This is a genomic window from Vibrio zhanjiangensis, assembly GCF_030161235.1.
Classification (GTDB): Bacteria; Pseudomonadota; Gammaproteobacteria; order Enterobacterales; family Vibrionaceae; genus Vibrio; species Vibrio zhanjiangensis.
In genome coordinates this window covers 85,684-112,218 of sequence record NZ_BSPW01000077.1, presented here as the reverse complement: position 1 = coordinate 112,218, position 26,535 = coordinate 85,684, and the positions used below count along the sequence as shown (strand labels likewise).

Annotated in this window: 23 protein-coding genes; 14 read left to right on the top strand and 9 right to left on the bottom strand. The window is 43.6% G+C overall.

What is annotated here, in order from left to right; genetic code table 11:
* Positions 1-29 precede the first annotated feature (29 nt).
* Together QQK21_RS16885 and QQK21_RS16880 are read right to left on the bottom strand one after the other, a co-directional pair.
* A complete protein-coding gene (locus tag QQK21_RS16885; protein WP_284193356.1) occupies positions 30-1,970 on the bottom strand; it encodes a methyl-accepting chemotaxis protein in 1,941 nt (646 codons plus the stop codon).
* 246 nt (positions 1,971-2,216) lie between these two features.
* Positions 2,217-2,657 (bottom strand): CBS domain-containing protein, encoded by a 441-nt coding sequence (locus QQK21_RS16880; protein WP_284193355.1) that lies wholly within the window; start codon positions 2,655-2,657, stop codon positions 2,217-2,219.
* Positions 2,658-2,963: 306 nt separating this feature from the next.
* On the opposite strand from QQK21_RS16880, the gene queA reads away from it, so the two are divergent.
* From queA to mepA, 7 genes are all read left to right on the top strand, one after another.
* A complete protein-coding gene (gene queA / locus QQK21_RS16875) occupies positions 2,964-4,022 on the top strand; it encodes a tRNA preQ1(34) S-adenosylmethionine ribosyltransferase-isomerase QueA (protein ID WP_284193354.1) in 1,059 nt (352 codons plus the stop codon).
* A gap of 130 nt (positions 4,023-4,152) precedes the next feature.
* A complete protein-coding gene (tgt, locus tag QQK21_RS16870; RefSeq protein WP_284193353.1) occupies positions 4,153-5,289 on the top strand; it encodes a tRNA guanosine(34) transglycosylase Tgt in 1,137 nt (378 codons plus the stop codon).
* 163 nt (positions 5,290-5,452) lie between these two features.
* Complete coding sequence (gene yajC, locus QQK21_RS16865) at positions 5,453-5,779, top strand: preprotein translocase subunit YajC (RefSeq protein WP_284193352.1); 327 nt, start codon at positions 5,453-5,455, stop codon at positions 5,777-5,779.
* A gap of 20 nt (positions 5,780-5,799) precedes the next feature.
* Positions 5,800-7,656, top strand: coding sequence for a protein translocase subunit SecD (secD, locus tag QQK21_RS16860; RefSeq protein ID WP_284193351.1), 1,857 nt, complete (start codon positions 5,800-5,802; stop codon positions 7,654-7,656).
* Between the two features lie 14 nt (positions 7,657-7,670).
* On the top strand, positions 7,671-8,621 hold the full coding sequence (gene secF / locus QQK21_RS16855) for a protein translocase subunit SecF (RefSeq protein WP_284193350.1): 951 nt from the start codon (positions 7,671-7,673) through the stop codon (positions 8,619-8,621).
* 127 nt (positions 8,622-8,748) lie between these two features.
* Entirely contained in the window at positions 8,749-9,081 is a 333-nt protein-coding gene (locus QQK21_RS16850; protein WP_284193349.1) for a DUF1904 domain-containing protein, read from the top strand.
* 74 nt (positions 9,082-9,155) lie between these two features.
* Positions 9,156-9,992 (top strand): penicillin-insensitive murein endopeptidase, encoded by an 837-nt coding sequence (gene mepA, locus QQK21_RS16845; RefSeq protein WP_431313134.1) that lies wholly within the window; start codon positions 9,156-9,158, stop codon positions 9,990-9,992.
* Between the two features lie 46 nt (positions 9,993-10,038).
* Here the strand turns inward: mepA and QQK21_RS16840 are convergent, their stop codons facing one another.
* From QQK21_RS16840 to rdgC, 3 genes are all read right to left on the bottom strand, one after another.
* A complete protein-coding gene (locus QQK21_RS16840; RefSeq protein WP_284193348.1) occupies positions 10,039-10,293 on the bottom strand; it encodes a YfhL family 4Fe-4S dicluster ferredoxin in 255 nt (84 codons plus the stop codon).
* A gap of 2 nt (positions 10,294-10,295) precedes the next feature.
* Positions 10,296-11,696 carry a prephenate-dependent tRNA uridine(34) hydroxylase TrhP gene (gene trhP / locus QQK21_RS16835; protein ID WP_284193347.1) on the bottom strand — a complete coding sequence of 467 codons (1,401 nt, stop codon included), beginning with the start codon at positions 11,694-11,696 and terminating at the stop codon, positions 10,296-10,298.
* A gap of 163 nt (positions 11,697-11,859) precedes the next feature.
* The gene (rdgC, locus tag QQK21_RS16830; protein ID WP_284193346.1) at positions 11,860-12,774 is read right to left on the bottom strand and encodes a recombination-associated protein RdgC; all 915 of its coding nucleotides are present in this window, start codon (positions 12,772-12,774) and stop codon (positions 11,860-11,862) included.
* Between the two features lie 212 nt (positions 12,775-12,986).
* On the opposite strand from rdgC, the gene phoB reads away from it, so the two are divergent.
* The 3 genes from phoB to QQK21_RS16815 are packed head-to-tail and all read left to right on the top strand — an operon-like array spanning position 12,987 to position 15,963.
* Positions 12,987-13,676, top strand: coding sequence for a phosphate regulon transcriptional regulator PhoB (phoB, locus tag QQK21_RS16825; protein ID WP_284193345.1), 690 nt, complete (start codon positions 12,987-12,989; stop codon positions 13,674-13,676).
* 26 nt (positions 13,677-13,702) lie between these two features.
* Positions 13,703-15,004, top strand: a complete 1,302-nt coding sequence (phoR, locus tag QQK21_RS16820) for a phosphate regulon sensor histidine kinase PhoR (protein ID WP_284193344.1) — start codon at positions 13,703-13,705, stop codon at positions 15,002-15,004.
* Entirely contained in the window at positions 15,001-15,963 is a 963-nt protein-coding gene (locus QQK21_RS16815) for a PstS family phosphate ABC transporter substrate-binding protein (protein WP_284193343.1), read from the top strand. Before phoR ends, QQK21_RS16815 begins: the two co-directional genes overlap by 4 nt.
* Before the next feature lie 26 nt (positions 15,964-15,989).
* Here the strand turns inward: QQK21_RS16815 and ppx are convergent, their stop codons facing one another.
* A complete protein-coding gene (gene ppx, locus QQK21_RS16810; RefSeq protein ID WP_284193342.1) occupies positions 15,990-17,489 on the bottom strand; it encodes an exopolyphosphatase in 1,500 nt (499 codons plus the stop codon).
* Entirely contained in the window at positions 17,464-19,575 is a 2,112-nt protein-coding gene (gene ppk1 / locus QQK21_RS16805) for a polyphosphate kinase 1 (protein WP_284193341.1), read from the bottom strand. Before ppk1 ends, ppx begins: the two co-directional genes overlap by 26 nt.
* A gap of 191 nt (positions 19,576-19,766) precedes the next feature.
* On the opposite strand from ppk1, the gene QQK21_RS16800 reads away from it, so the two are divergent.
* From QQK21_RS16800 to phoU, 4 genes are read left to right on the top strand one after another with little or no spacing between them, the layout of a single operon-like run.
* Positions 19,767-21,956 carry an ABC transporter permease subunit gene (locus QQK21_RS16800; protein WP_284193340.1) on the top strand — a complete coding sequence of 730 codons (2,190 nt, stop codon included), beginning with the start codon at positions 19,767-19,769 and terminating at the stop codon, positions 21,954-21,956.
* A 23-nt stretch (positions 21,957-21,979) separates the two neighbouring features.
* Positions 21,980-23,635, top strand: a complete 1,656-nt coding sequence (gene pstA / locus QQK21_RS16795; protein ID WP_284193339.1) for a phosphate ABC transporter permease PstA — start codon at positions 21,980-21,982, stop codon at positions 23,633-23,635.
* A gap of 3 nt (positions 23,636-23,638) precedes the next feature.
* The gene (pstB, locus tag QQK21_RS16790) at positions 23,639-24,457 is read left to right on the top strand and encodes a phosphate ABC transporter ATP-binding protein PstB (RefSeq protein WP_284193338.1); all 819 of its coding nucleotides are present in this window, start codon (positions 23,639-23,641) and stop codon (positions 24,455-24,457) included.
* Positions 24,458-24,478: 21 nt separating this feature from the next.
* A complete protein-coding gene (gene phoU / locus QQK21_RS16785) occupies positions 24,479-25,177 on the top strand; it encodes a phosphate signaling complex protein PhoU (RefSeq protein WP_284193337.1) in 699 nt (232 codons plus the stop codon).
* A gap of 54 nt (positions 25,178-25,231) precedes the next feature.
* Here the strand turns inward: phoU and QQK21_RS16780 are convergent, their stop codons facing one another.
* Together QQK21_RS16780 and QQK21_RS16775 are read right to left on the bottom strand one after the other, a co-directional pair.
* On the bottom strand, positions 25,232-25,978 hold the full coding sequence (locus QQK21_RS16780) for a copper homeostasis protein CutC (RefSeq protein WP_284193336.1): 747 nt from the start codon (positions 25,976-25,978) through the stop codon (positions 25,232-25,234).
* A 189-nt stretch (positions 25,979-26,167) separates the two neighbouring features.
* The gene (locus tag QQK21_RS16775; protein ID WP_284193335.1) at positions 26,168-26,473 is read right to left on the bottom strand and encodes a YebG family protein; all 306 of its coding nucleotides are present in this window, start codon (positions 26,471-26,473) and stop codon (positions 26,168-26,170) included.
* Between the last annotated feature and the right edge of the window lie 62 nt (positions 26,474-26,535).

Sequence of the window (26,535 nt, the reverse complement as noted above, 5' to 3'; positions counted from 1 at the left end):
TAAGTCGCTCTTTTTACATATACCCAATACTACATCTTAAAGAAACTCAGCGCTTCTTTTTGCCTTGACGCTAAACTGGATAGCTCAAGACTGGCTTTGTTACTTTCTTTGATAGCAGACACGTTAAGGTTCACAAGATCAAATGCTTGAGAGACATTTTTTGAAATCTCTTGGGTGACATTCGACTGCTCACTTGATGCTGAGGCAACTTGCGTGTTTAGATCGGAAATTTGGCGAACTGAGTCGGTAATTGCCGTAAAAGCGGAGCGTAAATTGTGACTATAATTGCGTGATTCCTCTGCTAGCGTCAGATTAGATTTCATGTATTGATTGGCATCTTTCGCCTGTGCTTGAAGTCGAGAAATGATTTCCTGGATATCAACCGTCGATTTTTGGGTTTTTGCGGCCAAAGAGCGGACCTCGTCAGCCACAACAGCAAACCCTCGTCCTTGCTCTCCTGCTCGGGCAGCTTCAATGGCGGCATTTAACGCCAGTAAGTTGGTTTGCTCTGAGATAGAATTGATCACTTCAATAACACTGCCTATTTCAACAGAATAGTCTTGAAGCTGCTGGACAATTCCCGACGTTTCTTCAATGGATTTATCAACTTTTGTCGCCACTTCATCTGAAGCCGCTAATAGACGCTGGCCTTCAACCACATTGGAATTGGCATCGCTAGCTGCTGTTTCAGCACTGGATGCATTATGGCTGACTTCACTTGCGGTACTGGATAATTCGTTGATCGCTGTAGCGATTTGTTCGACCTGATGAAATTCTTGATCAGCGTTGCGCTCAGTTTCTTTCATGACACTAGTGAGTTCGTCAGAAGCGGATGAAACAGAATCGGAGGTTTGGTGGAGTTCATTAATAATTCTCGTGAGCTCATGACACATTTTTATAATATTGGCATAAATGCCGGTTTCGTTTCCTGTGGACGCTCTATCAGTTGCCAGTTTACCAAGCGCTACCTGCTCGACAATGGCTTGGATATCACTAGGCTCGCCTCCAACGATTCGTAGCACGTTGCGGTAAATGGCCATTGCTGCAGCGAGCGACAGAGCAACAACTAATACGGATACCACGCCAATCATAAATTGAGTGTTAGTAAATCTTTCGACCATAAGTGGCCCAATGGTATCTTGATGAGCTTTGGTTTTTAGTTTTATGTCTTCAATTGATGAAGCTGCGGATGCGCCGATGACATCAAGTGTTCCAGCAATAACGGTGTTGCGCTGCTCAATGGTTTGTACCACTTGCGAGAACGTGGTTTTATAAACGGCGAATGTCTGTTGAAATTGTTTGAGAGATTCTAATTGTGGGGTTGTTATAATCTGATCTTCAAGCATGCTGGCCAGTTTTTCCATTTGCTGGAATTCTTTTTGTGTTCGCTGAGCATCTTCTTGATTGTTCGCGGTTAAAAATTTTGATGCATAAAGACGAGCGAGCATTAAATGTTCTTGGAGGTTACCCGAAGACACCACGACTTCTAAATCTTCATTTTGTGCAGCCTGACCCATCAACGTCGTTACTGCCTGTCGCATTGAGAGACCTGAGGGGTCCAGTTTTTCTTTGACTAATTGATTTCTCTGTTTGACTAACTGTACTACTTTGTCAAAACCTTGCTCATATTGAATCATTTGCTCTTTCATCGAAACAAAGTTTGACTTCTGTTCGTGGTTGGCGCTTCTTTTGAGCTCTTCTTCTATTAACGCTTTGGTTGTTTCAATTCGTTTATGCAGCTGACTGGCATTTTGTTCATCGTGCGTTCTTATAAACTTTAACGCAGCTAGACGCGCTTCCAATATGTTCGCTTGGATTCTTCCTGTCGAGAGACTGGTAAGCGCTAATGAACGATATTGGTTGAAGCCATCCGCAGACTGATGAAAGCGTAATGAACTGATAATAGACATTATTATGATGAGGCCAATGACGGCCCCAAATCCGATTGAAAGCAGTTTTTTAAGACTCATAGTCGCACCTACGCTAGTGAGTAGTGATGAACAATTAACAAAAAGCAATCAGCACATAGTGAGAACAAGCGTCTCACTCGTATTCTTAGAGTGTAATTGATATTGAGAATATTTCAGGATTTATACTTTGAGACAAATATGTTTTGGATGGGATTGTCCGCTTTGGTTGGCATCGTGGGTGTTTAGAGCTAGCCCTATCGCCGAGCTCAACGCCATGTTTGCTCGGCATTTGGTTGAATAAAGAGTCTAGTCAAGTTCTAACGGCTCTATTTCCTCTTGTAATTCTAGTAAGTTAATTGCGATCGCCACAAAGTCAGTGTCAGTAATAATGCCCACAAGCTGTCCTTTTTCTACTACTGGCAGACAGCCTACTTTGTGCTTTTGCATGTAGAGCGCGCTTTCTTTTAGGCCAGCCTGTGGAGACACTGTCATCACTTCCGTTTTCATGACTTCATAAAGTGGCGTACTGAGTGTAAAAGCTTGGTTTTCGGGTATGTTTTGTAGGCTAGATTCTTGTGCAGCCAACACATCGCGTTGTGATACCACACCCAGCAGTTGTTTATGTGCATCAACAATAGGGATGTGGCGAATATCTAGTGCTTCCATGGTATGTTTCGCATCTGAAAGCTGGTGTGACCGTAGTAGAGTATGGGGATTACGAGTCATCATCTCTTCGACTTTTATCATGGCTGCCTCCTGAGTTATGGTTTTGTCTTTTCTACTATAGACATTTTCTGTTTTCGAGAATGAGAGCCAGCAAGGTTTTTGGTTTTCTCTTCGTGAATCAAGTGTGGCAAATTTTGTACAGAGAATAAGTGCAATTTTACCGCTATCAATTAAATCAACTGAGATGACAAATATTCACATCTGAAACCTTGCTATTGAGTCTACCCAGCATATACTAGTCGGCTGCGAAAAACTCGTCGTCTGTTTGTGACAGAACCAGTTCGACTTTGTTCACAATAAGAGCAACCACGACAAAAGATTAGTAAGATGCAAGTATCCGATTTCCACTTTGATTTACCTGATGAGCTTATTGCTCGCTATCCTCAACCAGAGCGTACCGCTAGCCGATTATTGCAGTTAGATGGTAATACAGGAGAGCTTTGTGATGGGACATTTACCGATGTACTAGAACGTATTCAAGCGGGTGATTTAGTTGTTTTTAACAATACACGCGTCATTCCAGCTCGTATGTTTGGTCGCAAAGAATCGGGCGGCAAATTAGAAGTCTTAGTTGAAAGGATGCTAGACGATCAGCGCATCCTAGCTCATGTTCGCTGCTCTAAATCCCCTAAACCGGGCACAACCATTCGGCTTGGCGAAAATGATGAATATTCGGCCAAAATGGTCGCTCGGCACGATGCTTTATTTGAATTGCAGTTTGACTCAGATAAAACCGTGTTGGCGATCCTAGAGCACATTGGTCATATGCCTTTACCGCCCTATATTGACCGGCCTGACGAAGATTCGGATAAAGAACGTTATCAAACGGTGTACAACCAAAAACCAGGTGCTGTTGCTGCTCCAACCGCAGGGCTGCACTTTGATGATGCTTTGCTAAAAAAGATCCAAGATAAAGGCGCAGAGCTTGCTTATGTTACGCTTCATGTTGGTGCAGGTACTTTTCAGCCAGTTAAGGTCGATAATATTCACGATCATCACATGCACGCTGAATATGTTGAAGTTCCCCAGCAAGTCATCGATGCTATTCACAAAACCAAATCTCGTGGTGGTAGAATCATCGCAGTAGGAACGACATCGGTTCGCTCTTTGGAAAGCGCAGCTCAAGATGCCATAAAAAAGGGGAGTGAACTGGTTCCTTTTTTCGGCGATACGGAAATCTTTATTTATCCTGGCTATGAATATCAATTGGTTGATTGTTTGATTACTAACTTTCATCTTCCAGAGTCAACCTTGATTATGTTAGTCAGCGCGTTTGCTGGTTTTGAACATACTATGAACGCATATAGACATGCGGTTGAGAAAAAGTATCGTTTTTTCTCCTATGGTGATTCGATGTTTATTAACAAGAGAACGCTCGAGCGTTAAAGAATAATTTGACAGTGTTTGCTTGCCGTGAGTGAACAGCCAAATTGGTTGTTAAACTCAAAATGGAGTAAGTCATTGAGTAAGCACTTATAATTTTGGTCAGACTGTATCTCTGACAATTGGAGGCTTAGTGAAATTAAAATTTGATCTGAAAAAGAAAGACGGCACGGCGCGTCGAGGTCAATTGACCTTTGAGCGTGGCACTGTCCAAACCCCCGCATTTATGCCTGTTGGTACTTATGGCACAGTGAAAGGGATGACACCTGAAGAAGTCAAAGGTACAGGGGCAGAAATCCTACTGGGCAATACTTTCCATCTATGGCTTCGTCCAGGCCAAGACGTCATGAAAATGCACGGTGATTTGCATGACTTTATGAACTGGCAAGGCCCTATCTTGACAGATTCAGGAGGCTTTCAGGTATTTAGTTTGGGTGATATTCGTAAAATCACTGAGCAAGGTGTTCATTTTCGTAATCCCGTCAATGGAGACAAGATTTTCATGGACGCTGAAAAGTCTATGGAAATTCAGAAAGATCTTGGCTCAGATATTGTGATGATCTTCGATGAATGTACCCCTTATCCAGCGACACATGATCAAGCCAAGCAATCGATGGAAATGTCTTTGCGCTGGGCACAGCGTTCACGTGATCACTTTGATAAACTCGAAAATCCGAACAGTCTCTTTGGTATTGTTCAAGGTGGTGTATATGAAGATTTACGTGACATATCAGTAAAAGGTCTGACTGAGATTGGTTTTGATGGCTATGCAGTTGGCGGACTTGCGGTTGGGGAACCCAAGGAAGATATGCACCGCGTGCTCGAACACACTTGTCCACAACTTCCAGAAGACAAACCACGCTACCTAATGGGAGTTGGTAAGCCTGAAGATTTGGTTGAAGGCGTTCGCCGTGGTATCGATATGTTCGATTGTGTCATGCCAACACGTAATGCACGGAATGGTCATCTGTTTGTTACTGGCGGAGTGATTAAGATCCGTAATGCTAAGCACAAAACGGATACAACGGCCTTGGACCCTGAATGTGACTGTTACACGTGTCAGAATTATTCGAAAGCGTATTTGCACCACTTAGATCGTTGTAATGAAATTCTAGGCGCTCGACTCAATACCATCCATAACCTACGCTACTACCAGCGTGTGATGGAGAGTATTCGCAAGGCGATCGATGAAGACCGATTTGATGAGTTTGTCCAAGAGTTTTATGCTCGTCGTGATCGAGAAGTGCCACCTTTGGCAAAACCGCAGTAATGATGAATGGCCTTTGGCACTGTGCTGAAGGCTTTTGTGAATGAGTAGGCAAATTAAGGGTCATTTTTGAGAGTAGGCTCGCTAATTGTGGGATTTTCTCTTGAAACCTTAACTTACAAGCCCAATTTCGATATTTAGCAAAAGAAAATAGAGGACTGTTTTAATGTTTATTACTCCAGCTTATGCCGCAGATGGCGCTCCCGCAGGTGGTGGTTTCGAAATGCTGATCATGCTTGGCATGTTCGCGGTTATTTTTTATTTTATGATTTACCGCCCGCAAGCAAAGCGCGTTAAAGAACACAAGAGCTTAATGGCATCGATGGGGAAAGGTGATGAAGTGCTAACCAGTGGCGGCTTGGTAGGTAAAATTACCAAGATTGCAGAAGACAATGACTACATCTCTGTTGAACTTAACGCCAACAATGAAATCGTTATTAAGAAAGATTTTGTGACAGCAGTGTTGCCAAAAGGTACGCTGAAATCCCTATAAACAGCTAAAGGATCCTCGCTGTGCTTAACCGCTATCCATTATGGAAGTATTTGATGGTGGTGTTGACCATTGCCATCGCTGCTTTATACGCACTTCCCAATATCTATGGTGAAGATCCAGCTATTCAAATTACAGGGGCGCGCGGCGCCTCTGTCGATATGTCAACGCTGGACTCTGTCACTCAAGCTCTTGAACAAAAGGGCCTATCCCAAAAATCCATTGCTCTTGAAAATGGATCTATTCTTGTTCGTTTTAATGATACTGATACTCAGCTCAGCGCTCGTGACATCATTAGCGAAGCGCTAGGTAAAGACAAGATTGTTGCTTTAAACCTTGCTCCAGCGACTCCTGATTGGCTTGACGCCATTGGTGCGGCGCCAATGAAATTGGGCCTTGACCTTCGTGGAGGTGTCCACTTTTTGATGGAAGTGGACATGGATGCAGCAATGGAAAAGCTGGTCGGTCAACAAGAAGAAGCATTTCGTAGTGAGCTGCGCGAAGCTAAGATTCGTTATCGAGCAATTCGTCCTACAGAGAATGATTCTGTGGAAGTTTTACTTCGTAGCAGTGAACAACTGGCTGATGCCAAACGCTTACTGACCCAAAACCATCCAGATATGACGTTTTTGGATTCAGACGCAGATGGTCGATTTACATTAACGGCAACATTTACCGAGCAGCGTCTGGCTGAGATTCGTAACTATGCCGTTGAGCAAAACATTACCATTTTACGTAACCGAGTTAATGAGTTGGGGGTTGCTGAACCTTTAGTTCAACGTCAAGGTGCGAGCCGTATTGTGGTCGAATTACCTGGCGTGCAGGACACTGCTCGAGCGAAGGAAATTCTCGGTGCAACGGCAACGCTTGAGTTTCGTGAAGTGGATGATCAAGCGGATCTGGCTGCGGCAGCGAGCGGTAGAGCGCCTGCTGGCAGTGAGATTAAACAAGATAGAAATGGCCGTCCTGTTGTCCTGAAAAAACGTGTAATTTTGGGTGGATCAAGCATCACAGATGCAAGCTCTGGCGCTGACGAATATGGTCGTCCTCAGGTTAATATTTCACTCGATAGTGAAGGCGGCAGTAAGATGTCCGCTTTCTCTAAAAAGAACATTGGTAAGCTGATGGCGACCGTATTTGCTGAGTATAAAGATAGTGGTCGACGCACTCCTGAAGGCAAAGTCATTCTCAGTAAGCATGAAGAGGTGATTAACCAAGCAACAATTCAATCAGCACTTGGTCGCAACTTCCGCATCACGGGGATAGATACGGCGGCAGAAGCACATAATTTAGCCTTGTTACTTCGTGCCGGAGCTCTTATTGCCCCAATTTCTATTGTTGAAGAGCGGACGATTGGCCCTTCAATGGGGCAGCAAAATATTGATATGGGTGTGATGGCGTGTATTTGGGGTATGGTCGCTGTCATGCTGTTCACCTTACTTTACTACCGTAAGTTTGGCTTGATTGCCAACATGGCGTTGATGATAAACCTCGTACTTATCATAGGTGTAATGTCTATGATTCCGGGGGCAACCATGACCCTGCCAGGCATTGCGGGTATTGTACTGACCGTCGGTATGGCGGTGGATGCAAACGTTCTTATTTTTGAACGGATACGCGAAGAGCTTCGTGATGGTCGCAATCCACAGCAAGCGATTCATCAAGGTTATGCTAATGCCTTTAGCACCATAGCGGATGCGAATATTACGACATTGATCACGGCGATTATTCTTTTTGCCGTTGGTACAGGGGCGATTAAAGGCTTTGCTGTGACGCTTTCGATTGGTATTTTGACCTCCATGTTTACTGCCATCATAGGAACGCGCTGCGTTGTCAATTTGATGTATGGCGGAAAGCGCATCAATAAATTGTCGATCTAAGGCTGGGGAAGATTATGTTTCAGATTCTAAAAGCAGAGAAAATGATCGACTTTATGCGTTGGTCGAAATTCGCCTTCCTTTTATCAATACTGATGATTGGTGCATCAATATTCACGCTATCTACCAAGTGGTTGAACTGGGGTTTAGACTTCACTGGAGGCACGCTGATTGAGGTCGGCTTTGAGCAGCCCGCCAATTTAGAGCAAATTCGTACGGCTCTAGAGGATAAAGGTTTTGGCGATGCAACAGTTCAGAACTTTGGTAGCTCTCGTGATGTGATGGTTCGTCTGCGTCCTCGTGAAAATGTAGCGGGAGAGACACTCGGTAATGAAATCATTAGTGCAATCAAAGCAGGGACGGGTGAAAGCGTTGAAATGCGCCGAATCGAGTTTGTGGGGCCGAATGTCGGGGACGAGCTCACTGAAGCGGGTGGGCTTGCCATTATCGTTTCCTTGATTTGTATCTTGATATACGTATCCGTTCGGTTTGAGTGGCGCCTTGCTGCTGGTGCTGTGCTTGCACTTGCACACGATGTCATTATTACACTGGGCGTGTTCTCTTTAATGCAAATTGAAGTTGATTTAACTATCGTAGCGGCGCTTCTGACCGTTGTCGGTTATTCCCTCAACGATACTATCGTCGTTTTTGACCGCATTCGAGAAAACTTCCGCAAGATGCGCAAAGGTGAGCCTGCAGAAGTGATGGACAGCTCTATCACGCAAACATTGAGTCGTACCCTTATCACATCAGGTACCACTTTGTTTGTTGTTATTGCTCTATTTGTTCAAGGTGGAGCAATGATTCATGGTTTTGCGACGGCACTACTACTGGGTATTACTGTTGGTACTTACTCTTCGATTTACGTTGCATCCGCACTGGCTCTTAAACTGGGAATTACCAAAGAGCATCTTATGCCGCCTCAGGTGGAAAAAGAAGGTGCTGAGTTTGACGAAATGCCTCAATAGCCTCAAAGCCGCTGAACTCTCAGCGGCTTTTTCTTATCTCTTTCAATGGTTAAACTGGAAATAATCGAGATATTTCCAATTAACTGGGTTCCATGTTAATCAAGCAATAAATTGTAGGAAATTATTGATGCCACACTTACGTTTTCGCGCTATTGAGCCGAGCCTTGTTGAAGTCTTATCTAAATCGTTACTTGATGCCTTGCAGCCTCATATGAACTGCCCAAGAGAGGATTTTACATTCGAATATGTCAACACGACTTTCTATCATGAAGGGCAAGTAAGCCAAGCCTATCCTTTCGTCGAGGTGTTGTGGTTTGATCGCGGGCAAGAGACTCAGGATGCGGTAGCTACTCTGATTACTCAGCATATCCGAGATATTCTGGATGCTGATGTGGATGTTGCGGTTATCTTTACGGCTCTTGAGGCTTGTGCCTATTATGATAATGGGGATCACTACTAGCCAATATGTGTTGAGTCTTTAAATCCATTCCCTCTTAAAGGTAAGCACATAGGGTGATTTTGAAGGGAGAGGAGATGACAGAGTATGTTCATTGGCAAAGACTACTTGTCGCTGCGTTATTCTTTGTGGCGGGTATGCTAAATGCCAGTCCTTGGGAACAAATTCGTTCACCATCAGAGCATTTACCCCAAGCGATAGGAAGTTATGCTAATGGTTGTTTGGCTGGCGCTAGCGCACTTCCTCTTCAAGGAATAGGCTATCAGGTGTTGCGAAGTCATCGCCAGAGATATTATGGCCACCCTAGCGCAGTGAGTTTTGTTCAGCGGTTGGGCAAAATGTCAGAGCAATATCTTAATACGCATATACTGGTCGGTGATTTGTCTTTGCCCCAAGGAGGGCGTTTTTCATCTGGACATACTAGCCATCAAACAGGATTAGACATTGATATCTGGCTTAGGCTCACGCGTGAACGGCTGTCAGATAAACAGCTCCAAAACCCTGTTCCTATGAGTGTGGTTAATATAAAACAATATCGAATGCTAAAAGAAAATTGGGATGCTCGCCATTTTGAGCTGATTAAGATGGCCGCATATGATACGCAAGTGGAACGTATCTTTGTGCATCCTGTGATTAAGGAAAAGTTGTGTGCTGAAGAAGCATTGGGACAGCGTGAGTGGTTAAGAAAAGTTAGGCCTTGGTGGGGACATCATTATCATATGCATGTCAGGCTTAAATGTCCTTATGAAAGTGACGCGTGCCAGTCTCAAGCGGCACCACCTGAAGGGGATGGATGCGGTGCTGAGCTAATCAGTTGGCGACCTCAACCTAAGCCGCTAGTATCACAAACAAAGGGTAAAAAGAAGCGTAAAGTGATGCCAGCTCCGTGCCAGAAAATGTTGAAAAGTATTTAGAAAACAATGCCACTCTCATGAGTGGCACCTTATTGTTTAAATAGCCCTAAGCCAACCCTTGGATAATGACGAACTTTTCCAGAAGTTGTTCTTCTGTTTCGATATGATTTGGGTCGGTTATAATGCATTTTGTGATCGGGCATACTGACTGACAAGTGGGTTTTTCATAGTGCCCCTTGCATTCAGTGCACAGATTTGGGTCGATTTCAAAGATACTGTCTCCCATAGAGATGGCTCCATTGGGGCACTCAGGATCGCACATATCACAGTTAATACATTTATCTGTAATTAAGAGTGCCATGACTATTTACCCGTTGGGTTACGAGTGTCCTGACCATTGCTGAGGTTTCGCATCAAAAGGGCGTATTCTAAGTCCATATCCTGTGGTACTGGGATAAAAACAAAGTGGCCATTGCCTTTGGCATCATCCACAGCTTGTGATTTGCGGTTTTCCATTGCTTCAAGAGTAAAAACCACATTGCCTTTAGGCGTCATTAGCTCAAGGCTATCGCCCAAGATGAACTTGTTCTTCACTTCAACTTCAGCAAGGTCGCCGCGACGCTTTCCGGTAAATTCTCCGACAAACTGTTGAGTATCAGAAACGGAATAACCGTAATCATAGTTCTGATAAGTGTCATGGGTGTGACGGCGAAGGAAACCTTCGGTATAGCCGCGATGAGCCAGACTCTCTAGGGTTCCCATCAGGCTTTGATCAAATGGTTTGCCAGCAACAGCATCGTCAATGGCTTTGCGATAGACTTGAGCGGTGCGTGCGCAATAATAGAAAGATTTAGTGCGGCCTTCAATTTTAAGCGAATGTACGCCCATTTTCGCAAGGCGCTCAACGTGTTGAACCGCACGCAAATCTTTGGAGTTCATGATATAGGTGCCGTGCTCGTCTTCAAACGCAGCCATTTTCTCTTCAGGTTTGTGGCTTTCTGAGAGAAGTACCACTTCATCGGTTGGTTGGCCAAGACCTAGCGTGGTTTGAGGTGCTTCATTTTGAATCTCAATAGTTTGTGCTTGCGCTGGGTCGAACTCTTCTACAATTTGTCCGGCATCGTTTTCTTTGCCTTTTTCGACCTTGTATTCCCAACGACAGGCATTGGTACAGGTGCCTTGGTTTGGATCTCGCTTATTCATATAGCCGGAAAGAAGACATCGACCAGAGTAAGCCATGCAAAGTGCACCATGAACAAACACTTCCAGCTCAGTTTCAGGGCAATGCTGGCGAATCTCTTCAATTTCTTCCAATGAAAGTTCACGTGAGACAATCACACGCTCAACGCCATTGGCTGCCCAGAATTTAACGGTTGCCCAGTTTACCGCATTGGCTTGTACTGAAAGGTGAATTGGCATATCTGGAAAAGATTCACGCACCATCATGATCAACCCAGGATCTGACATAATAAGCGCGTCAGGGCCCATCTCTACAACAGGTTTAAGATCGCGAATAAAGGTTTTGAGTTTAGAGTTATGGGGTTGAATATTGCATACCACATAAAGCTTTTTACCCAAGGCGTGGGCCTCATCAATGCCTATTTTTAGATTTTCGTGATTGAATTCATTGTTACGTACACGAAGACTATAACGTGGCTGTCCTGCATATACAGCATCTGCGCCATAAGCAAACGCATAGCGCATGTTTTTCAGGCTGCCAGCAGGTGACAGTAACTCGGGAATGAATACTTTCTCAGTTGTCATGTTTAATTCTCTTAGTCTGATCTCAAGTCAGGTCAATTCCACCTGGTGGAATTGGGGCGAAAATTTTACGCTAAAACGTGACTTGTGACTAGGAAAAAGTCCATGGGGTGAGTAGGGTAATTTAAGGAGGGTGCTTACCTATAGCTAAACACCCGAGATACGCTTATGCGTTTGCTTGAGGCAAGCCACCAAGAGATTCATATAAATTAGGTAGAAAAGCGCTGAGTTCACCGCACATTAGCGAGAAGTCAGCGTCGAATCGAGCGGCTTGATCTTCTCTTGGAATATCATCATTGTGATCTTTTAGCTCATCTGAAAACTTGAGACGTTTGATACTGCCATCTTCAGCAAGAAGAAATTCTATACGCTCTTGCCACCATAGAGCGAGTTTTGTGACGACTTTGTCTGCTTCAATATGGCTGCGAATTTCATCAGCGGTGAGCTCCTGTTTTTTGCAACGAATGACACCGCCTTCTTCCGCAATGGACTTCAATTCTGCTTCATCAAGCATTTCCACGCCAACTGGCGTATTGCCCGTTTTTACCCACTCAGTGAGAGTGGTTGCTAATGCTTTTTCTGGAATGGCAGGAACAACCGGCAGACTTCCCATGGTTTTGCGTAGCAGAGCCAATACTTCTTCTGCTTTTTTGAAGCTGCTTGCATCGACCAGTATGAAGCCTTCTTTAGGTAAAATAAGGACAAAAGTATGGCTACTGCGGCTAAACGCTCGTGGTAGCAAATCCATAATAATGTCTTCCTTGAGATTATCTTTTTCCTTTTTCTTAAGAGGTTTACCTTCCTGTGTCTCGATCGCTTCTACTTTGGCGCTGAGAGAGTCTTTTATCACAGAGGCGGGTAGCATTTTCTCTTCTTTTTTTGCGCAGATCAGGATTCGATTTTCTGATACATGGGTCATCATATCTCCATGTTTTCCCAGCGCTGTCACCCAACCAAATTTCTGTTTATCCTGACTACCACAGGGTGTAAAACGAAATTCAGCAAGTTGTTTTTCCAATTCATCTGCTTGGAATTTAATATCTCGATTAAAACGGTAAACTAGACAGTTCTTAAACCACATATGCTTTCTCTATACCTAGGCTCTGTTGATCTTAAACTTTGGCTGCCAATCATAAAGGCTTTTGCTGAGCTTGTCCCATAGCAACTGCTCATGATTAAGATGAAACTTATATTAAAATTTGTTTTCAATGGTCACAAAAGTGTCATAATTGATAGTGATAATGCCTTGGTCAATGCACAATTAAATTTCACTTACTTAAAGGTTATTCAATTATGTCGAGAAGGATTCTTGTTGTTGAAGATGAAGCGCCAATTCGCGAAATGCTATGCTTTGTCCTCGAACAAAAAGGTTACAATGCGGTTGAAGCGGAAGATTATGACAGCGCAGTAACCAAGCTTGCAGAACCTTTCCCTGACTTGGTTCTTCTAGACTGGATGTTGCCTGGTGGTAGTGGAATTAACTTTATCAAACACATGAAACGCGAAGAGCTGACTCGTAATATCCCAGTGGTAATGCTTACCGCTCGTGGTGAAGAGGAAGATAAAGTTCGCGGTTTAGAAGTTGGTGCAGATGATTACATCACTAAACCATTTTCACCTAAAGAGTTGGTTGCACGCCTAAAAGCGGTAATTCGTCGTGTCACACCAACGGCATTGGAAGATGTCATTGATGTGCAAGGATTGAGACTTGACCCAGTGTCTCATCGAGTAACCGCAAATGACCAACCTCTAGAAATGGGGCCGACAGAGTTCAAGATGCTGCATTTTTTTATGACGCATCAAGAACGAGTATATAGCCGTGAGCAGTTACTGAACAATGTTTGGGGCACCAATGTGTATGTTGAAGATCGCACGGTAGATGTGCATATTCGCCGCTTAAGGAAAGCACTTGAGGGGGCAGGTCACGATAGATTAGTCCAAACAGTGCGTGGTGCAGGCTATCGCTTTTCGACTAAAGCCTGATCTAAGTTTGCCATCAGGAGAGGTAAGTGGTTGAACGGTTAACGTGGAAAAAGCTAGCCAAAGAGCTGGTTTTTTTTTACACCCCTTGGGTGACTATCGGATGGATTTTTGGCCATATGTCGTGGCTGCTTTTAGCGGCTACGGTATTACAGTTGATTTGGCACTTGCACAATCAGATGCGCCTTTCTGGGTGGTTATGGGACGAAAAAAGGTTAACGCCACCTTCCGGCACTGGCCATTGGGAATCCATATTTAATGGTATCTATCGACTTCAGCAGCGTCAGCGTAATAAACGAAAAGAATTAAGTAGCCTTATCCGCCGCTTCCGTAATGGCGCGGAATCATTGCCTGATGGAGCCGTCGTGTTTCGCAGTGAAGGCAATATTGTGTGGTGTAACAAACTCGCTCAGCATTTGCTTGGTTTTCGATGGCCAGATGATGCAGGTCAGCCCATATCCAATCTACTTCGCACACCAGATTTTATTAAATATCTTAGTAAGAAAGACTTTTCTCAGCCTTTAGAGATGCGCTCACCATTAAATGTTGAACGCATGCTTGAACTTCGTATTGTACCTTATACCGAAGGCGAGCACTTAATGGTGGTTCGTGATGTCTCCCAAGTTAAGCAACTGGAAGGCATGAGACGTAATTTCTTTGCCAATGTTTCCCATGAACTTCGGACGCCAATGACGGTGTTGCAAGGCTATCTGGAAATGACAGAAGATCCAGATATGGTTGTAGGGCCTATGTGGTCTAAGGCACATGGAGTGATGACAGAGCAGTTGAATCGGATGAATGGGTTGGTGAATCAGTTATTGACTCTATCCAAAATTGAAGCCGCACCTATGCATGAATTGGAAGAGGTGGTTGATGTTCCAGCCATGCTAGAGGTACTTGAAAAAGAAGCTCAGAGCTTGAGTGGCGACCAGCAACATCAACTTTGTTTTGAGGTTGATAAAGAACTACTAGTGCTTGGTGATGAAGATCAATTGCGTAGTGCGATTTCCAATCTGGTGTACAACGCTGTCAAGTACACGCCAGCAGGAGCCGATGTAAAGGTGCGTTGGTATCGTTCTGGTCAAGGTGCGTGTTTAGAAGTCGAAGACAGTGGTGAAGGTATCGAACCTCAACATTTGCATAGATTGACTGAACGATTTTATCGAGTAGACAAAGCGCGTTCAAGAGACACAGGAGGGAGTGGCCTTGGACTGGCAATTGTTAAACATGCTTTGAGCCATCATGATTCCCATTTGAATGTTCAATCTGAAGTGGGCGTTGGCAGTAAGTTTTCGTTTATTTTGCCATCACGTTTCGTGGTGCACGGATGAGATTTTTTGCGTTCTTTACTCTTTTTGTTACCTGTTGTTTCGCGTATGCCCAAGAGATTGAAGTAAACCATCAACCTTATCGAAAGGTGGCTAACTTGAGCGGCAGTTTGACGACTGTTGGTTCGGATACATTAGCGGGTATCACGACACTTTGGGTTGAAGAGTTTAAACATTTATATCCAGCGGTAGACGGTGAAGTGCAAGCTTCAGGTTCATCAACCGCGCCGCCAGCACTCACTGAAGGCACTGCACAGTTTGGTCCAATGAGCCGCCCTATGCGTCAGCGTGAAATTGAGGCTTTTGTGCGGGCGTATGGTTATAAGCCGACAGAGCTGCGCATTGCTATTGATGCTGTGGGTATTTTTGTTCATAGGGATAATCCGGTCGATGGTCTCAATTTTTTGCAGCTCGACAGTGTTTTTTCAGCCACTTTTCGCTGTGGGGCGAAACGGCCAGTTTCGACTTGGGCTGAGCTAGGACTTGATTACCAATGGGCAAAGCGAGGGATACAGCTGTTTGGTCGAAATTCAGTGTCCGGCACTTATGGATATTTTAAAAAAAGTGCCCTGTGTGGTGGAGATTTCAGAGCTAATGTCAATGAACAGCCAGGTTCTGCTTCGGTCGTTCAGGCTGTTTCTTCTTCCATCAATACGATGGGGTATTCGGGGGTTGGTTACCAAGTGTCAGGAGCTAGGCTAGTCCCTATTGCAAGACAAGGTAAAGACTACATTTATCCAAGTGAAAGTAACATTTTGTCAGGACGATATCCTTTATCAAGACCACTTTATCTTTACGTCAATAAAAACCCAGCCAAACCGCTGTCTAGCCTGATGAAAGAGTTTGTGCTGTTTATATATTCAGAGCAAGGGCAAAGCATAGTAGCAAAAGCGGGGTATGTTCCTGTGTCTGTGGATATGGCAGCTCACGAATTAAACAAAGTTGGCTTGGCTGAAAATTAGCTAGCTCCGTTTAGAGTTAACTAAAATTAGAAGTGGAGATCCCAGCCAGCATTACGCCAATATTTTTGCTCTGTAGTCAGATCGGCGTGTAAGAGCTTGTTGCTTTCCAACCAAGCTTTGTCTTGCGACACTAAACTCCATTGAGGCCCGTCAATACAGAGTTCCAATGAAGGTAATGGTTCATTGTTTCGTTGACCGTGGAGCAAAATAGCTAGGCGTAATATACGGATTAAACTAATGATGTGTTTCTTTTTAAATAGCGTGAGCTCTTCCATTTCGTGTAGCTTAAGTGATTTTCGTTGAAAGCGTACTAGGGTTGCGAGCACGGTTTGTTGTTCACGATTAAAGCCGGGCATAAAGGTATGCCTCAGTATGTAGGCTGAGTGACGATGAAAACCTTGCAAACTGATACTCAAGCCGACTTCATGGAGTAATGCTCCCCATTCAAGTAAGTCGAATAGCTCAGATTGTTTTTTTATACCGAGTTCGTTATGTATTTGTTGTAGGAAGTGAGTGGCTTGCTTTTTGATTTTCTCGGCATGTTCTAAGTCCACTGCGTGTTTGCTGGCAAGGTTCTCCGTAGTTCTCATTCGAATATCTGAGCGCTGAAAACTCTCTTCCATTTGAAAAAGAAGTCCTTCTCTCAGCGCACCTTCAGACACATGCATCTCATCGACTTTAAGACTTGCTAGCACAGCAGTTAAAATCGCCACCCCAGCGGGGAAAACAGGCTGACGCTCAGAGGTTAATCCAGAGAGAGAGATTTCATCCACACTGTGCCATTGACATAGAGTATTAATGAGTTTATCCAACCGCTTTGAGGTGATCAGTCCATCTTCATAACCCATACCTACTAGAACATCTCGGATAGTTTTGATGGTTCCTGAAGAACCAAAAGCGATATCCCAGCCTTTTTTTTTGTAGTGATAGGCAATGGACTCCATCTTTTGCTCAGCGGCTAATATGGCTTTGGCAAAGTGTTTGGGTGAGATTTTATCTTTGGCAAAATATTGTTGTGTATAGCTAACGCAGCCCATTTGCTTACTATTGACCAGTTCGGGCTCAAAGCCGCTTCCTATGATGATTTCTGTGCTGCCCCCGCCAATATCTACCACAAGTTTTGAATCTGATTCTGGTTGGGTATGAGCCACGCCTAGATAAATTAATCGCGCTTCTTCGACCCCCGGAATGATTTCGATAGGAAAGGGCATGACTTCTCTAGCGCGCAATAGGAAAATATGTGCGTTACTTGCTTGGCGTAAGGTGTGCGTTGCTGCAATACGTACACTATCTTGCTCAAAGTCTTGTAGCCTTTCCGCAAACATGGCCAGACATTCCAAACCCCTTTCAATAGCGTCGTCATCAAGGTATTTCTGTCCCTTTAGGCCTGCGCCTAACCTCACTCTTTGCCTATGTCGACTGATCATTTGCAATCCCTGATCGACAACCCGAGCGACCACCATATGGAAGCTATTTGAACCAAGGTCGATGGCGGCTATGTCACGAATTTGCGAAGATTTGGTCATGTATAAGAGGCTGCTCTGTGCGTTTTCTGGTCTGTTTTTCTATCTCTTTAAGATAGTCGTATATGGCGATTTGTGAGCGAATTTTCTTTCGATTACCACGAGCAACATACTTGTTACTCATTTCTTTATCGATCAAGCGAGCCTTGACTGTATCAGTAAAATGGATATTGATGATATCGATAATACGACGTTTGAGTCTAGGATCACGGATAGGAGCGGCGACTTCAATTCGATAATCTATGTTGCGGGTCATCCAATCGGCTGACGAAATATAGACTTTGTGTGAACCATTATTGTGGAAAATTAATATCCTAGGGTGTTCTAAAAAACGATCAACGATACTAATGATCCGAATATTCTCGCTAACGCCTTTGATACCTGGTACTAAAGAGCACATACCTCGAATAACCATTTTAATTTTGACACCAGCGCAACTTGCTTCATAAAGCTTATTAATTAAGTTCTTGTCGACTAAGTTGTTAATTTTTAATGTGATAGCTGCTCGCTTACCCGCATTCGCATTGGCAATTTCTTCGTTGATGAGTTGATGAAGTTTTATTCTAGAGTTTCGAGGAGATACAATAAGATGTTCAAATTTGACAGGGCGATAAGGATTCTCAATGTAAGCGAAGACATTTTGTACTTCATAAGTAATTTGAGGATCGGCAGTTAATAGTGAGAAATCCGTATAAATACGAGCCGTTTTTTCGTGAAAATTCCCCGTTCCTATATGGGCGTAGCGAACAATACGATGATTTTCTCTGCGCCCAATAAGCAGCAATTTAGAGTGAATTTTCAATCCGGGAGTGCCAAAAAGAACTCTAACTCCAGCCTCGGTTAGCACTTTGGACCACTCAATATTCGCTTCTTCGTCAAAGCGAGCTTGCAATTCAACGACCACGGTCACTTGTTTACCATTATGGACGGCATCAATTAGAGAGTTCATGAGACGAGAATCTTTAGCCACCCGATAAATATTGATTTTGATACTCAATACCTTGGGGTCGAATGAAGCTTGACGCACGAGTTCAGTGATATGTTCAAATGTATGGTAGGGAAAATAAAGCAAGATATCTTGTTGCTTAATCGCATCAAACTTGTTGGCATATCCATCAAATTCTGAACACTGGAGTGGGGGGAGTGGGCGGTTTTCTAGGTAATCTCTACCCACATTTGGAAACTCGATAAAATCTTTAAAATTATGGTATCTCCCACCAGGTATCAGACTATCGTAATTGGAGATTCTTAGCTTGTCGCACAAAAATGCCAGCATCGGCTCAGGCATGCCCATCTCATAGATAAAACGCACTGGCATTGCTGTGAGGCGTTGACTCACGCCTTCCGACATTTGCTCTAGCAAACTATGCTCAACCTCATGACTGAGGTCATACTCAGAATCTCGAGTCATTTTCATTGCGTAGCCTGTAAGCTCATCGTAGTCGAAGAAGCCATAAAATAATTCGTCAAGACAGTATCTGATGATGTTATCCAAAAGGATAATGGTTTTTCGGCCTCTGGCTTTGTGTTCTGGTACCATAACAAACCTCGGCAAGTGGCTTGTTGGGATTTCGATCAGGGCATATTGGCTATCATTGTCTTGTTTGAGGTCAATCGCAAGATATGTGTATTCATCTTTGAGAAATTCAAGCACATCAATGTCTTCTCTTAGTAGAAGCGGCGTTATGTGCGGTTGTACCTGCTTACGAAAGTAGTCTTTTACCCAAATTTCCTGAGCTTCGTTGAGCTGAGTTTCATTGACAAGGAAAATTTGTCTGCGTGCCATTTCACGGATCAGTTCTGAGTAGAGTTCATCAAATTTATCGTTGAGCTTGAGCGCTTTACTCTGCATTTTACTTAACAAGTGCTTTGAATTGTCATTGCCCCCGCGTTCTTGGTTGATTAAGATGCGTCTCTTAACATCAGCAAAGCGCACTTTGTAAAATTCGTCTAAGTTATTGGAAAAGATACCGAGAAATCGTATCCGTTCAATGAGTGGAACTTTTTTGTCTCCCGCTTCTTGTAAAACACGTTCATTGAAAGAAAGCCAACTGAGTTCCTTTTCAATATACAGCTTTTCTGTGCTCATTATTTTTCCTATTAACTTGACTGACGAAGTTGAGTAATGGAGTCATACTCATAGGGAGTGCAACTTAAGGTGTGAAAAGCAGACCTTAATTGACCTAATACATTGTTTTTAGTTGTTTTATTCTCTATGTAATATAATTGTCATCTAATCGAAATATTATACCTATGGGGACGTCTAAATAAGTGAGTGAAATGGACAAAGCGGACTTTGCATTGCGAGAACGTGATCGTAAGCGATTAATTAAAGATCGTTTTGCTCGTTGGTTCGTATCAACAGGAGGAATTGCTGTTTTAGCGGCTCTTGTTTTGCTCTTTGTTTATCTGTTTTCTGCGGTGTTACCATTATTTTCTGACGCAAAGTTGACGCCTAATGTATCGATAAAGTCGATAACAACCGAAAAACCGGTTGTTATCGGTATTGATGATAACGGAGAAAGTGCTTTTGTAATATCCGAGTTAGGATATGTCGATTTTTGGTCCCTGAAGCAAAGCAGTGTGTCTCCAACCGGCACGATTAAGCTAGGAAAAGACTATAACTTGCATCGTTCTAACGGTTTTTCACATCAATGGTTAGGAGCAGCAAAATCAAACGGTGAAGTATTACTGTACAAACCGAGTAAGAACAGTGATCTTAAGCTGAAGAAAGACGCATTTTCGCCGACAATAGACCGTTTATCTCTGCCTTTTAATCTACAAACTGATACAAAGGCCACTTTGACTTCCTTTGATTATGCAATAAATTCTGGAGTGACTTTGGTGGGGTATTATGATGACCATCGGGTACGTATTCTATGGCAAGATGTCAACAAAAATGAGCAAGAATTTGAATTCTCGCAGCCTTTTCACCGCCTAGACCAACTTGTTATCACACCTGATGGGGATACGTTATATCTTCGTCGTGGCTCCGAACTCATTATCGCCCAAAAGAGAGCAACCGATTTCAGTGTTCGGGAAAGGGTTGACCTTAGCCTTGATAAAAATGGCGCAGAGGTTAGTAACATAACGCTTTTATCTGGTGGCTATTCTTTACTGGTTAGTTATCAAAATGGTTTGGTTTCGCAATGGTTTGATACATTGCGCGATGGCAAGCGACTTTTGACGCATATTCGTAATTTCCAACTTGCGCCTCAACTAGAACTTTTGTTAGCGGACACTTATCGTAAAGGGTTTTACAGCTTTTACACCAATGGAACAGTACAAAGTCATTATACGACCAGTGAAAAGTTGACCATTTTTCAGAGAGTTTTTGACAAAGCTCCTCAACTTGCTGCAATGTCCAATAATGAAAATTACTTGTTAACTTTATCTGATTCTCAGTTGAATGTGGCTTACGTCGATAATCCCTTTCCTGAAATTTCTTGGTCATCACTTTGGCAAAAAGTTTGGTATGAAAGTTATTCACAACCAGACTATGTTTGGCAAACGTCGTCTGCGGATGATGAGTTTGAAGCCAAGTTTAGTTTAGTCCCTCTTGCTTTTGGTACCCTCAAAGCAGCAGCTTTCGCGATGATGTTTGCTGTCCCGATTTCAATTTTTGGGGCTATCTATACCGCGTATTTTATGACGCCCAATATGCGTAGAGTGGTGAAACCTTCGATTGAGTTAATGGAGGCGTTGCCAACGGTGATTATCGGTTTTCTCGCTGGTCTTTGGTTTGCGCCTCTTGTCGAAAGTCATCTTGCTTCTGTAGTCGCTCTGATAATTTTGTTACCGTTTTCAATTTTAGTTATCGGTGGACTCTGGAATGTGATTCCTTATCGCTGGAGTGCAAGATTACCTAGTGGTTTGCATGTGGTAGTGCTCATGCCGCTATTGATCGCTTTTACCGCCGTGATCTGGAGTCAAAGTGAAAACTTGGAGTGGTGGTTATTTGATGGCGATATACGAGCTTATCTAGCGGAGCAGGGGATTGGCTTTGATCAAAGAAATGCCTTAGTGGTTGGTTTTGCTATGGGGTTTGCTGTTATTCCAACGATTTTCACTATTGCGGAAGATGCGATTTTTTCTGTGCCTAAACATTTGTCCGACGGTTCTCTGGCATTAGGTGCGACACCCTGGCAAACCCTTACTCATGTTGTGTTGCTCACCGCCAGCCCGGGAATTTTCTCGGCAGTTATGATGGGACTGGGTAGAGCCGTTGGTGAGACTATGATAGTGCTTATGGCAACGGGTAATACTCCAATTTTGGATTGGAATATTCTAGAAGGGATGCGCACTTTATCTGCCACTATTGCTGTTGAAATGCCAGAATCTGAGGTTGGGAGTTCACATTTTAGAGTTCTATTTTTAGCCGCGTTGATTTTGTTGGTGTTCACTTTTGTCGTGAACTCGTTAGCTGAGTGGATTCGCCAAAGATTGAGAGAAAAGTACCGTGCGTTGTAAACCGTTTCAGTTAGGAATAGTTGATGGAATATAGGTGGTTTAAGTCGGGTTCTCCTTGGGTGTGGCTAACCGCAGGTTCGGTCAGTGTGAGTTTGTTATCTGTACTAGGATTGCTGCTGTTTATCGGCTGGAAAGGGTTGTCGTATTTTTGGCCATCGCCGCTTTACCATTGGACGACCAACCAAGGTGAAAGTATTGTCGGGCAACTTTATGCTCATGAATCAGTCTCAATTAGCCATTTAAAGCAGATGGAGGTAGACCTACCCTCTGAGATTGAAGAAAAAGGTGATATTGAACGGCTGCAGATAAAGATAGCGAATCGAGATATCTATCCAGCTGATTTTGTTTCTGTTATAGCTCGAGATTTAATTAAACCGTCAACGCCCGAAGCTTGGGCTGTGATTGAACGCACTCAGAACGGCGATTTTTATGGCATGCCCAAAAGCTACTATACACAGACAGGGCAGATTAAAGCGACCCCCGATATTCACGAGACCATCAGCCAAGCCCTCACATTTGCAAATGAGCAACGACTGAATATCGAACGCTTAGTTGAAAAGCAAATTCGAGTCATTTCAGCTCAGTTCAGCCGACTAAAATTTGAGAAAAAAAAGCGCCAAATGAATGGGCGATTAGATAATGATTTTCTAGAGCGCTATGACAGTCAATCTCGTATATTTCGTCAACAGCTGACGGATATGGAAGCGAGATTGGATGAGCTGAGGTCCGAGTTACAACAGCAGGGGCTGATTGTCGAGGACATGAAAGGTAACGACTACCGAATACCTCTTAGTGAGATGCTTGATGTGTGGTACCCAAATCAAATGTCTTTTTTGGACAAGGTCCAGCATTGGTTTCATCAAGTTGGGAAATTTTTGACCAGTGAGCCCAGAGAGTCGAATTCTGAGGGAGGGGTATTTCCAGCGATATTCGGCACTGTGTTGTTAGTGCTCATTATGTCAATTATCGTCATGCCATTGGGTGTTATTGCGGCAATTTATTTGCATGAGTATGCCAAGAATAATACCTTAACTCGTCTAATAAGAGTGGCAGTGATTAATCTTGCCGGTGTACCGTCGATTGTTTACGGTGTATTTGGTTTGGGCTTTTTCGTTTATACCCTTGGTGGCTCAATCGACAATCTGTTTTACTCGGAGAAGTTACCAGCGCCTACATTCGGAACGCCCGGCTTATTGTGGTCGGCATTGACACTTGCTGTGCTTACACTTCCTGTTGTGATTGTTTCAACAGAAGAGGGCCTGATGCGGATACCCAACTCTGCACGCCATGGTTCACTGGCGTTAGGGGCAACTCAGTTTGAGACTATGTGGCGAATTGTGTTGCCAATGGCAAGTCCAGCGATCATTACTGGACTGATTTTAGCTGTTGCTCGAGCGGCAGGTGAAGTGGCTCCTTTGATGCTAGTTGGAGCTGTAAAACTAGCGTCTAGTTTGCCTTTTGATAGTCAGTTCCCATTTTTACACCTAGACAGAAAGTTCATGCATTTGGGTTTTCATATCTATGATATTGGCTTTCAAACGACTAACATAGAGAGTGCAAGACCTTTGGTTTATGCCACTTCGTTTTTGTTGGTGTGTGTGATCATTGGGTTGAATTTAACCGCAATCAGTATCCGTAATAACCTACGTGAGAAGTACCGAATTTTGGGGCAAGATTAAACGATGTTTTCAGTTGATCAGACTTTGGGTTATCCGGTGCCGCTTGATGTGAATAATCTCACTGATGAGCAAACGGCGATCGCAATTGAAAAATTGAATCTTTTTTACCATAACACTCAATCGCTTATGGATATTTCGATGCGAATTCCTAAAGGGCAGGTTACGGCCTTTATTGGTCCGTCGGGATGCGGTAAATCGACGTTGCTTCGCTGTATGAATCGGATGAATGATTTGGTAGAAGGTTGTCGCGTTGAAGGCGAGGTTAAACTGCATGGTATGAATATTTACCATCCTCAGGTAGATGTTCCGACATTGCGCCGGAGGGTGGGTATGGTGTTTCAGCGCCCCAACCCTTTTCCTAAATCTATTTATGAAAATGTTGTCTACGGTTTGCGTTTGCAAGGTGTTAAAAATAGTCGTACGTTAGATGATGCTGTTGAAGCCTCCCTTCGTGCCGCAGCTTTGTGGGATGAGGTGAAAGATCGCTTAAATGAGAATGCATTTGGGTTATCAGGTGGTCAGCAGCAACGCTTGGTGATTGCAAGAGCGATAGCGATTGAGCCTGAAATATTGCTTCTTGATGAACCGACATCGGCGTTAGATCCTATATCAACATTAACCATTGAAGAGTTAATCAATGAGCTAAAAACCAAGTATACGGTTGTTATTGTCACTCATAATATGCAGCAGGCAGCTAGGGTGAGCGATCATACTGCTTTTATTCATATGGGCAAGTTGATCGAGTATGCTGATACCGATTCCATTTTTACTTCACCTCGTCAAAAGCAAACCGAAGACTATATTACTGGACGTTATGGTTAATCTTAGAGTGAGTATGTTGTTATGAACTTTGGACGTCATATTTCAGGTCAATTCAACGTTGAACTGGAATCTATTCGCACTCATGTTCTCACAATGGGGGGGCTGGTTGAACAGCAGCTTTCCTTTGCTATGCAAGCGTTACATAAAGAAGATATTGAACTTGCACGTAAAGTTGTGCGCGACGATCACAAAGTCAATGCAATGGAAGTGTCCATTGATGATGCATGTACGCGTATTATCGCTAAGCGTCAGCCAACGGCAAAGGATTTACGTTTGATCATGGCGATCATTAAAACCATCACGGATCTTGAGCGTATCGGAGATGTGGCAACTCGTATGGCTTACGTTGCAATTGAAAGTCCTTCATCAAAAGAGCGTCAATTCCAAGTATCACTTGAACCTCTTTGTCGACAAGCGATTAGTATGCTGCATCAAGTACTCGATGCTTTTGCGCGAATGGATGTAGAGTCCGCTGCACAAGTGCATAAGCTGGATGATAAAATCGATGCTGAGTATGAGGCTGTTATTCGCCAGTTAATGACGTATATGATGGAAGACCCGAAAAACATTCCTCATATACTGCAAGTTATGTGGTCTGCTCGAGCCATAGAGCGAGTGGGCGATCGGTGTCAAAATATCTGCGAATACATCATTTATTTTGTTAAAGGCAAGGATGTGCGTCATTTAGGCGACCAAAGTATTGATGATGCTCTGCGTTAAAAGATGCTCACCTAACTTCATACTTGTGTGTGTTAGCCGAGACTTTTTACGATGTTAAGAATTAAGGGCTTTGATAACTTCTTTAATTGCCGATGGATTGGTCACAGGAATAACAAAATCATCTAAGTCTTGGCTACCCATACTGGCATGGTTTGAGAACTGCTGCATTTTACTCGCTCGAGTTGACTTCCCTGACAGGTGAACCTCTTTTATCTGTGCTTTATCGACGATCATGTTGACATTGTCGGCGTTTAGTCCTGAACCCGCGATAATCGTAAACCGTCCTGCGGCCAATTTAACCATATCACATAAGATATCTATACCTTGTTCCACATTCGCCCCTAAACCTGATGTTAGCACTCGTTCGCAGCCAAGTTCTGCAATATCAGCGATAGATTGACGATAATCAATACACTGATCGATGGCGCGATGAAAAGTCACCTCTAAGCTGTGTTGCTTGGCTTTATTGACGAGTCGACGAGCATGAATCATATCGATATGCCCTTGAGGCGTTAAAACGCCGAATACCACACCGTCCATCCCTGCATGCGCTGCAATCTCTATATCAATGAGCATACTTTCAATATCATCTTCGTCGTAGAGAAAGTCGCCTTGGCGTGGTCGAATCATGGCAAATATTGGGATGCTAGCGAGTTGAGCTGCTTGTTTCATCATGCCAAAACTGGGTGTTAGGCCACCAAGTGCGAGTGACGAGCAAAGTTCAATGCGTGTTGCACCACCTTCTATTGCTTTGTGGAGAGATTCAAGGTTATCGATACACACTTCAACAACATAATTCATGCTAGTAGGCCCAAATGCAGAATGGAGTGAGCATGATATATCAAGCTAAGCAAATTTATTAGGGTAAAGTGCAACAAAAGATGATTTCCCCAAAGAAGGGGGAGGAGTTGGCAAGGCGTGTTAACTCATGCAGCTAAGGTTGCAACAAGGTCGACACGGCCTGTCACTTCAGAGTAATATGCGTAATGTTTACGCCGCGTCGTCTTGAGCGGGCGTTTCGTCGACCTCTTCAATAGGCTCTACGGCTTTTTTCTTGCTTACTGGTTTACGTTTTGCACCCAGCGCAAATAGCAGCTCTTCTTTATTTTGCGCTAAGAACATGGCTAAATCTTCTTGTTTTGCCTCGTCTTCAAGTAATTCACTTTTACCCAATAGCTCAAAAAGTTCATCAGCCATATCAAGCATTTTGTCATAGGCGTCTGCTTCCGCTTTTGAGGTAAAAGTCATTTTTTCTTCTCCGTTACGTTCTACCACGTACTTGACGATTACAGCCATGGTTGGTCCTCTAGCTCATAAATTAATTAGATTATTCACTGTCTTTTTATACAGCACTTTAT